The organism is Bacillus cereus group sp. BfR-BA-01453 (genome assembly GCF_022662915.1).
Classification (GTDB): Bacteria; Bacillota; Bacilli; order Bacillales; family Bacillaceae_G; genus Bacillus_A; species Bacillus_A paranthracis.
This window is the reverse complement of record NZ_JAKUEN010000033.1, coordinates 1-8,521: the sequence shown is the minus strand read 5'-3', so window position 1 is coordinate 8,521 and position 8,521 is coordinate 1. Positions and strand designations below refer to the sequence as shown.

The window sequence follows — 8,521 nt, the reverse complement described above, 5'->3', positions numbered from 1 at the left end:
TCAAACTCTCCAATAAAGTTAGTTTGTCTAGCATCTAAAATAAAAATTGACGTTTCACGTTGTTTGTTTCGTTCAGTTTTCAAAGAACTACTTGGTCGCTCATTTGCGACTTCCTTATGTTAACATTTTCATCTTTCAATGTCAACTAAGTTTTTCATTTCGTTTGTCGCTTTCGACGTTAATGTCATCGGCGACTTGTTCTATATTACACTTCTGTACTCTAATCGTCAATACTTTTTATCCTTTTTATTTTATAAATTATAAAGTTTTTTATACTCCTTCCCTAAAGATTAATAAACTAGTGTAGTCATTTTTATAATCGACAGTTTCTACTTTATAAAGAATGAATATCAAGCCACACAAATATATATTAAAAGTAGCTTTTTTATTTCGGTTACATTCACAATTATCTCCTACCACTTCTCTCTAGGAATTATAAATACATCGTACATTTACTAAAATCTAATTACATTAGGAGGCGTTATGAAATGCATGCTAATAAGAAAATCATTTATGTATCCCATGATGCCCATTTCCACGGAGCACAGCTGCTTTCTTTACATACTATTAAAGCCCTTAAAGAAAATTTTCATTACTCCGTCGCAATTATTTCTATTGGAACCGGTATTTTAATCCACGATTTTCAAAAGTATGGTCCTGTTTATTGCCTAGAGGAAGACTACCCAACGGAAGAAAAAGTCGAATTATTAATAAAGAAGTTATTATTAAAAGACTATACCATCGCCATATGTAGTACCGTCATAAGTGGTGATATAGTTGCATTACTAGCTAAACATAATATTAAAGTTATTTCATTAATACATGAATTGCCGCATTTAATACAACAGTACTCTGCTGAGGGAAAAGCAAGAAACATTGCCCAATCTGCTCACAAAATTGTCTTCCCTTCACAATACGTGTATGAAAAATTCCGTACAATCACCCAATTAGATCATCAAAAATGCCACATTCTCCCTCAGGGCTTGTTCAACCATAATCCTTATAAGAAAAATATTGCACAAGCGAGAAGCGATTTACGAAAAAAGCACAATCTGCCTCTCGGTAGCAAAATCATCTTGGGGGTAGGTTTCGCCGATCATCGAAAAGGAATAGATTTATTCTCACTTATTGCTTACTCAGTAAGAAAGATGCATACGAATATTCATTTTATCTGGGTTGGGAAAACAGATGTTCATTTTTTTAATACAATCTCCCCAAGATATACAGCACATTTCACATTAGTGGACCCAACTCCAGATATCGGTTTATATAACGCCGGTGCTGATTTATATTTATTAACTTCAAGAGAAGATCCTTTTCCAAACGTAGTTTTAGAAGCATTAGATACAAAAGTCCCTGTTATAGGGTTCAAAAACGCTGGAGGTTTTGAAGATGTTGTTACGGAACAAACCGGCGCATTAGTAGACTATTTAAACTTACCTATGATGCTGGAAAGAATATATGAACTTATCGGGAATGAAGATTTACGATTACAAAAAGGGACCTTTGGCCAAGAACTTATTGAAAGAGATTTCAACTTTCTTGATTACGTTTATCAATTATTAAACTTGCTTGAGCATAATTATAAAAAAATAAGCGTCATTGTACCGAACTATAATTACGAAAAATACTTACCGGAACGAGTTAAATCAATATTAAATCAAACCTATCCCCTTTACGAACTAATTTTCCTAGACGATGCCTCTACTGACAATAGCGTATCTATATTTGAAAAGCTGCTCTCAAATGAAAATAAACACCACCTGAAAGTTCAGCAGATTATTAATGATAAAAATTCTGGTTCTGTATTTAAACAATGGATAAAAGGTGTCTCTGCAGCAACCGGTGATTATATTTGGATTGCTGAGGCCGATGACTTATGTGATCAGACATTTTTAGAAGAAGTAATACAAGGGTTTCATATAGATAGTAATGTTGCCTTAAGTTACACACAATCAAAACAAATAGATGAACAAGGAAATATCTTGGCCAATCATTATTTGGATTACACAAATGATATTGATAAAGAAAAATGGCAGAGTTCTTATATCCGAAAAGGGATAGATGAAATACAAGATACGTTACTTATCAAAAACACCATACCTAATGTCTCAAGTGTAGTTTTTAAAAACATAGATATAAAAACAATAGCAAAACAATTGGAAAAGTTTAAAATAGCTGGTGATTGGTTTTTCTATGTTTCTCTCCTTAAAGAGGGGAACATTTATTTTAATCCAAAACCTCTAAACTATCATAGACGACATACAAATAGCGTAACAAGAACAGAAGATTCATATTCCCATTACAGTGAAGTTGTACAAATGCAGAATTTCATTAAAGACACCTTTACTATCGACGACATTTCAAAAAAGAAAATGTATGCATATAGAAAGTACCTTGAAACATATTTGAAGGTTTAATTATATATTTTCTTTATCATCAGTATCTCTTGTAAGACATTACTATTATTTAAGGGGTGTTACTCTTTGAAAGAATTTATAGAGGCAAATAAACATTTGATTTCTCAAATTGCACAAAAATACAATGTAAGTGCAAATATCCACCCAGAGGATCATATCTTTCAATTCCTTATCACAAATCCAGTCTTTCCATCTAAAAAAGAAGCAATAGATTATTATTTTAAAGATGGAAGAAAATCAGCAGAAACACTCTTGGATTTAATTACTTCCTTTTATCCTCCTGTAGACACTCCAATTCAACTATTAGAATTCGCATCCGGATATGGCTGCGTAACACGTCATTTATTAAATCAGCAAACGAACTTAAGTATAACTACTTGCGATATACACGAAGAGGCTATTACTTTTATTGAAAACACATTACATACTTCATCTCTATTATCTCACCCTGAACCAGAACAAGTAAAATTAGCCTCGTCTACGTATGATATCGTTTTTTGTCTATCCTTTTTTTCTCATATGCCTGATACAACTTGGTTTCGTTGGCTTCAGACATTGTATAACGCTGTTTCCCCTGGCGGCTTATTCATTTTCACAACTCATGGATATCAAAGTAAAAAGTACTTCAGCTTTCCCGCTTTAAATGAACGGGGTTATTGGTTTCTTCCCTCTAGCGAACAACTCGATTTAGATGTTCATCAATACGGGCAAACGATCGTTAGCCCCTCTTACGTATGTGACAAAATTAAATTATTACCTTATAATCCTATTATCAAAAAATACACTGAAGGTTTTTGGTGGGAACATCAAGATCTTTGGGTAATAAAAAAAGAAATAAAATAATAAACCACGCTCTACTTATACAGAAGTAGGGCATGGCTTATTATTTTTTACTATATAAGAACTCTTCAATCCATAGCTTATTTAATCTAATTCCACTTTTGAAATCCACTTTCGGTTCCCAATTACATTCTCGTCTTACTCTATCTATATTTAAAATGATTTTTTGAACGTGTTCTTGCTTTTGTTTATAGCAGATAAAGTCCACTTTTCTTTCCGTTAATTTCTCCAATTCTACTATAATTCGTTTTAAAGAGAGCCCCTTTCCGCTGCCTATATTATACACACAAAATTTCAAGTGATTTAATTGCGATAGTTGTATAGTAACTTCCACTAAATCATCGATATAAATATAATCTCGAATAATCTCTTGTGGATTCCCATATATATTAATCTTTTCATTACTGAGATGCTGATACAAAAAACAATTTATTGCTCCAACTTTCTTTAACGGGTTTTGATATTTTCCATACGGATTAGAATATCTACATACAACATAGTCCATTCCATATTTTTTCTTATAAAAGTACAAATAATTTTCAAGCGACACCTTTGTTATTCCATAAGGAGAAAGTGGTTTTAATGGATGTTCCTCATCAATAGGCAGATATTCCGGTTCACCATAAACTGTGCCTCCAGAAGATGCTAATACGATTTTTTTAATGGGGAAATTTTTAGCACTTTCCATGAAATTAAGAAAAAAAAGGCTACTGTTTATATCTCCGAAAACATCTTCAATTGAAGTTGTTACATTAGACGTTGCAGCTAAATAAATAATAATATCCACATTCACTAAGGCTTTATATATATCTTCAACATTTGCTAAATCACCTTTAATAAATTCAACCTCACTTATAATATTTTGAGGAAAATTATTTATATGTCTGGAAAATACTTTTACATTTTGGCCTTTTTTCAATAAACCTAATGCGAGGTTAATACCAATGAAACTATTTCCACCTACTATTAAATAATTATTCTTCCGCATAATATCCTCTCTAGTAATAAGATTTTTGCTTATCACACCTAGAAATACAAATAAATAAACTTAGTCAATTCTATTATTGAGTCTCTTATAATTGTATGCCCCTTATAAATTTTCATTATCTTTATTTTATATTTTCCCTTTAGAATCACTACCTTATTTAAACCGTCCGAAAAAACATTCATAATATTTACTCATTCCTATGAATATATTGGATTAGTAAAAGCTTTCCCCTTCTCCATAAATAAAACTTTCAAAAAGGAGCACTACATGTATGAAGAATGTAAATCAAGAGCTTTTAAATCATGTAATTCTACATAAAGATCGAATCCCACATTTCCATAAAGACTTTCCCCTTATACTATTCTGGAGCCATAGAAGCGGATGCACTACTTTAGCTAATTGGTTCTTTTTTCAAATCGGATTGTTTAATGAAGCAAAGAAATACCATGACTTTATTCATTACTATGAATTCTGGGTATATAAAAACAACACCAACTACATACCAGAGTTACAAAATGGGCTTCTAACGGCAGAAAAAGCTGTTTGTAAACTTGTACGAAATCCCTATACAAGGGCCGTCAGCTCATTTTTATTACTTGCTGACAATCCATATGCAATTCCTCAATGGGAAAGTATCCGACAGTATTTATATAATGACAAATATAGTAACCGAGGAATATCATTTAAACAATTTTTATATTACGTTCGAGCATTAGGTCCCAATTCCGTAGCAATGGACATACATTTTAGTCAGCAATACGTTCCGGGTGAAGAAAATTTCATCCAACACTATATTCCTTTAGAAGATTTTAATACACAAATCACCAAAATAGAACACACGTATGATTTAGTTAAATCTAATTTAGCGCTACTTACAAATTCAGATCATCATCGCGCTCATAAAATGATGTATACAGGAAGCTATGCAGAGCTCAGCATTACAGATGCCGCCTTCCCTCGCTTTCCGACATATAAAAGTTTTTATGATGAAGAAACAATGGCGTTAGTTACAGAAATATATGCACAAGACTTTGAAATGTATCCGTACACGAAAGGGATATTTTAAATTGATACATTCTTCAATGAATAAAAGCGAATGTATCGCATAGCATAAAGTGAAACTTTAATTAGAGAGGGGTTCTCCCCTGCTAATTATTCCCTTCTACCAATTTTACTGTTATAGATTCCCTAAATTTCACCTACCCTCTTTGAATTCACTAATTATTGACGCATGTGCCATATACATTTTTTACACAGGAGTGATGTCATGTGGAAGGTAATTTGAAACATAATAACGGATATTGTGTTATTTGTGAGAAGGAAACTACATTTATAGAGCATAACGATTGGCTTAGAGATCACTACTTATGTTCTACATGCCACTCTATACCAAGGCAGCGAGCTTTAATTCATGTTTTAAATACATTTTTTCCGAAATGGGGTTCCTATCATATTCACGAATCCTCACCTGGGGGGATTACAACTCAACTACTAATAAAAAACTGCAAAAACTATACATACTCTCAATACTTTAAAAACTATCCTCTCGGCCAATACTTTCAAGGGATTAGATGCGAGAACTTAGAAAACATGACTTTCCAAAATGGATCTTTTGATTTGTTCATTACTCAAGATGTCTTTGAACATGTAATGGAACCAAACAAAGCCTTTAAAGAAATAGAGCGTGTATTAAAGCCTGGCGGTGCTCATGTGTTTACTGTCCCTTGGTACCACAAACTTCCAAAAACTTTGCAAAGGGCAAGAATCAATGAGGATGGAATTGAGTATATTGAAGAGCCAATTTATCACGGAAATCCTATTGATGAGAATGGGTCTTTAGTAACATTTGATTGGGGCCAAGATATGATTGAATATATTTATACACATGCAAATATGTATACCCTAGTTTATTTACAAAAGGATAAATCACTAGGCTTAGATGCTGAATTTTTACATGTTTTTATTAGTAGAAAACAAGAAAATGATTTTTAGGCACTATATAATTTGGAGGTTAACAAATGGATGACTTTAAGTTAGGAAGTGATTTTGATAACCTTGTTAGCCCGCTTTCTGATGTTGAACTTCTTCATCTATTTGTACAAAGTTGTTCACAAACAAGGATAAATGGTATCCCAGTACCTATGTTCCCCCCTGAAGAAATTCAACAACAGTTTGTAGGTGCTTCCTATGAACATGCTCTTTATGAAGCATATTTGTTTTATAGACTTGTAAAAACATATGCTCATAATTTAGGCGTTCCCTTGAATAAAGAACGGAAAATTTTAGACTTTGGTTGTGGCTGGGGAAGAATCATACGCTTCTTTTTCAAAGATGTTCGCCATAAAAATTTACTTGGTATTGATGTAGATCCTGTAATGATTAACCTTTGTAACGAAACGTTAGGAAGAGGCAGATATAAAGTAGCTCCCCCACAACCTCCTGCAGAATTTATTAATGACAATTCATTAGACATCATATTCGCTTATTCTGTATTCTCACATTTATCCGAAGAAACTGCAGAAAATTGGATAAAGGAATTTTCAAGAATTCTTCGTCCAGGTGGAATCTTCATCGCCACAACACAAGCGCGCTATTTTCTCGATTTTTGTCAACAATTTAAGGAACACCCTGAATTAATTCAGACAGGATGGCATAAAACTTTATCTCAAGCTTTTCCAGATATAAATCGTGCCATCTCGGATTATGAAAGCGGCAATTTCGTCCACAGCCCTACGGGAGCTGGAGACGTTAGAAATAGTAGCTTCTACGGGGAAACCATTATACCTAGAACTTATATTAAAAACCACTATGAGAAGTATTTAAAGCTGCGGGACTTTTTCGATGATGCAAACCGATTACCCCAAGCTCTATTTGTTCTCCAAAAAGATTAACTCTTTTCACTCATTGTATAATGAAGATCATTTTATATTTCAGCCGTATATATTAAATCATTAAAGATTTTCATATCAAGCAAACTGTACAAAAAAATTCATTATGAGGCATAAACAGAGTAAGTAAATAACGGTTCTCATGCTTTAACTAGATTCGAAAAATCAAAAATAACTTCCCACCACTTGAACTACGAAGCACATAAGGGGGATATATCTTGAAAATAATTGCTTTTTACTTACCGCAGTTTCATCAAATAAAAGAAAATGACCGATGGTGGGGAAAAGGTTTTACTGAATGGACAAATACTAAAAGTGCACGACCTTTATTTCCAGGACATTATCAACCTAGAGAACCTTATCAAGATTTTTATTACGACTTAACCACCCCATCCGTAAGAAAATGGCAAGCAGAAATTGCCAAAGCACACGGCATATATGGTTTTTGTTATTACCATTACTGGTTTAAAGGGAAGAGGCTATTGGAGAGACCATTTAATGAGGTACTTCAGATGGGCGAACCAGATTTTCCATTTTGCCTATCTTGGGCAAATGAACCATGGACAAAAACTTGGGATGGTCTTGATAGTCACATATTAATGCCTCAAAATTACGGAGGGTTATCGGATTGGAAAGAACACTTTGATTATTTATTACAAGCTTTCCAAGATGAGAGGTATATCCGTATAGATAATAAACCACTATTCATTATTTATCGTCCTGGGCATATACCTAATTGTGAGCAAATGCTTAACTACTGGAATACACTCGCACAAGAAAATGGTTTGAAAGGTATATACTTCGCAGAAACATTAAACAGCTTTCCACTTCCTAATATAAATGGATTTGATGCTAGCATTCAATTCGAACCTTTTTATACAATTGCTCACGATAGTTCTTCCGACATAAATAAGATAATATATGAATCTAGTAAACAAATAAACGCTTGGGATTATGATAAAGTGTGGATGTATATATTAAAGCGATCTCCTTCAGAGAAAAAAACATTTCCCGGTGCCTTTGTTGACTGGGATAACACAGCACGCCGCAAAGATTTAAATAGCAGCATTTTCGTAGGCTCTACTCCTGAGAAGTTCACGATATATTTAAGTAAGCAAATCCAGCGCACCTATTCTCTTTACAACAGCGAGTTTTTATTTATTAATGCGTGGAATGAATGGGCAGAAGGTACTTACTTAGAACCAGATAAAAGGCATGGCTTTGCCTATTTAGAAGGAGTTAAACAAGCAATTAACAGAGGCATGAAAGCATACAAAAAAGACGAGTCATTCTGACTCGTCTTAAGCTTGCTTGGCGACGTCCTACTCTCACAGGGACAAGGTCCCAACTACCATCGGCGCTAGAGAGCTTAACTTCCGTGTTCG

General features: G+C 33.5%; 7 protein-coding genes and 1 rRNA gene. 6 read left to right on the top strand and 2 right to left on the bottom strand.

Annotated elements, in window-relative coordinates; genetic code table 11:
* Nucleotides 1–488: 488 nt before the first annotated feature.
* Entirely contained in the window at nucleotides 489–2,420 is a 1,932-nt protein-coding gene (locus MR070_RS26670) for a glycosyltransferase (RefSeq protein ID WP_242262288.1), read from the top strand.
* Nucleotides 2,421–2,486: 66 nt separating this feature from the next.
* Nucleotides 2,487–3,263 (top strand): class I SAM-dependent methyltransferase, encoded by a 777-nt coding sequence (locus MR070_RS26665; protein WP_242262287.1) that lies wholly within the window; start codon nucleotides 2,487–2,489, stop codon nucleotides 3,261–3,263.
* Between the two features lie 40 nt (nucleotides 3,264–3,303).
* Here the strand turns inward: MR070_RS26665 and MR070_RS26660 are convergent, their stop codons facing one another.
* Nucleotides 3,304–4,248, bottom strand: a complete 945-nt coding sequence (locus MR070_RS26660) for an NAD-dependent epimerase/dehydratase family protein (RefSeq protein WP_001230822.1) — start codon at nucleotides 4,246–4,248, stop codon at nucleotides 3,304–3,306.
* Nucleotides 4,249–4,519: 271 nt separating this feature from the next.
* Here MR070_RS26660 and MR070_RS26655 point away from each other — a divergent pair, with 271 nt between their 5' ends.
* From MR070_RS26655 to MR070_RS26640, 4 genes are all read left to right on the top strand, one after another.
* Complete coding sequence (locus tag MR070_RS26655; protein ID WP_242262286.1) at nucleotides 4,520–5,314, top strand: sulfotransferase family 2 domain-containing protein; 795 nt, start codon at nucleotides 4,520–4,522, stop codon at nucleotides 5,312–5,314.
* 203 nt (nucleotides 5,315–5,517) lie between these two features.
* Nucleotides 5,518–6,240 carry a class I SAM-dependent methyltransferase gene (locus tag MR070_RS26650; protein ID WP_242262285.1) on the top strand — a complete coding sequence of 241 codons (723 nt, stop codon included), beginning with the start codon at nucleotides 5,518–5,520 and terminating at the stop codon, nucleotides 6,238–6,240.
* 26 nt (nucleotides 6,241–6,266) lie between these two features.
* The gene (locus tag MR070_RS26645) at nucleotides 6,267–7,139 is read left to right on the top strand and encodes a class I SAM-dependent methyltransferase (RefSeq protein WP_000340857.1); all 873 of its coding nucleotides are present in this window, start codon (nucleotides 6,267–6,269) and stop codon (nucleotides 7,137–7,139) included.
* 215 nt (nucleotides 7,140–7,354) lie between these two features.
* Complete coding sequence (locus MR070_RS26640; RefSeq protein WP_044793652.1) at nucleotides 7,355–8,431, top strand: glycosyltransferase WbsX family protein; 1,077 nt, start codon at nucleotides 7,355–7,357, stop codon at nucleotides 8,429–8,431.
* A gap of 14 nt (nucleotides 8,432–8,445) precedes the next feature.
* Here the strand turns inward: MR070_RS26640 and rrf are convergent.
* Nucleotides 8,446–8,521: ribosomal RNA gene (gene rrf / locus MR070_RS27340) — 5S ribosomal RNA — on the bottom strand; the annotation flags it as partial.

What these genes read in the sequence shown, in the direction of transcription:
- MR070_RS26670 (WP_242262288.1), top strand. Translation starts at nt 489, where the DNA reads ATGCATGCTAATAAGAAAATCATTTATGTATCCCATGATGCCCATTTC.
- MR070_RS26660 (WP_001230822.1), bottom strand. Translation starts at nt 4,248, where the DNA reads ATGCGGAAGAATAATTATTTAATAGTAGGTGGAAATAGTTTCATTGGT.
- MR070_RS26655 (WP_242262286.1), top strand. Translation starts at nt 4,520, where the DNA reads ATGAAGAATGTAAATCAAGAGCTTTTAAATCATGTAATTCTACATAAA.
- MR070_RS26645 (WP_000340857.1), top strand. Translation starts at nt 6,267, where the DNA reads ATGGATGACTTTAAGTTAGGAAGTGATTTTGATAACCTTGTTAGCCCG.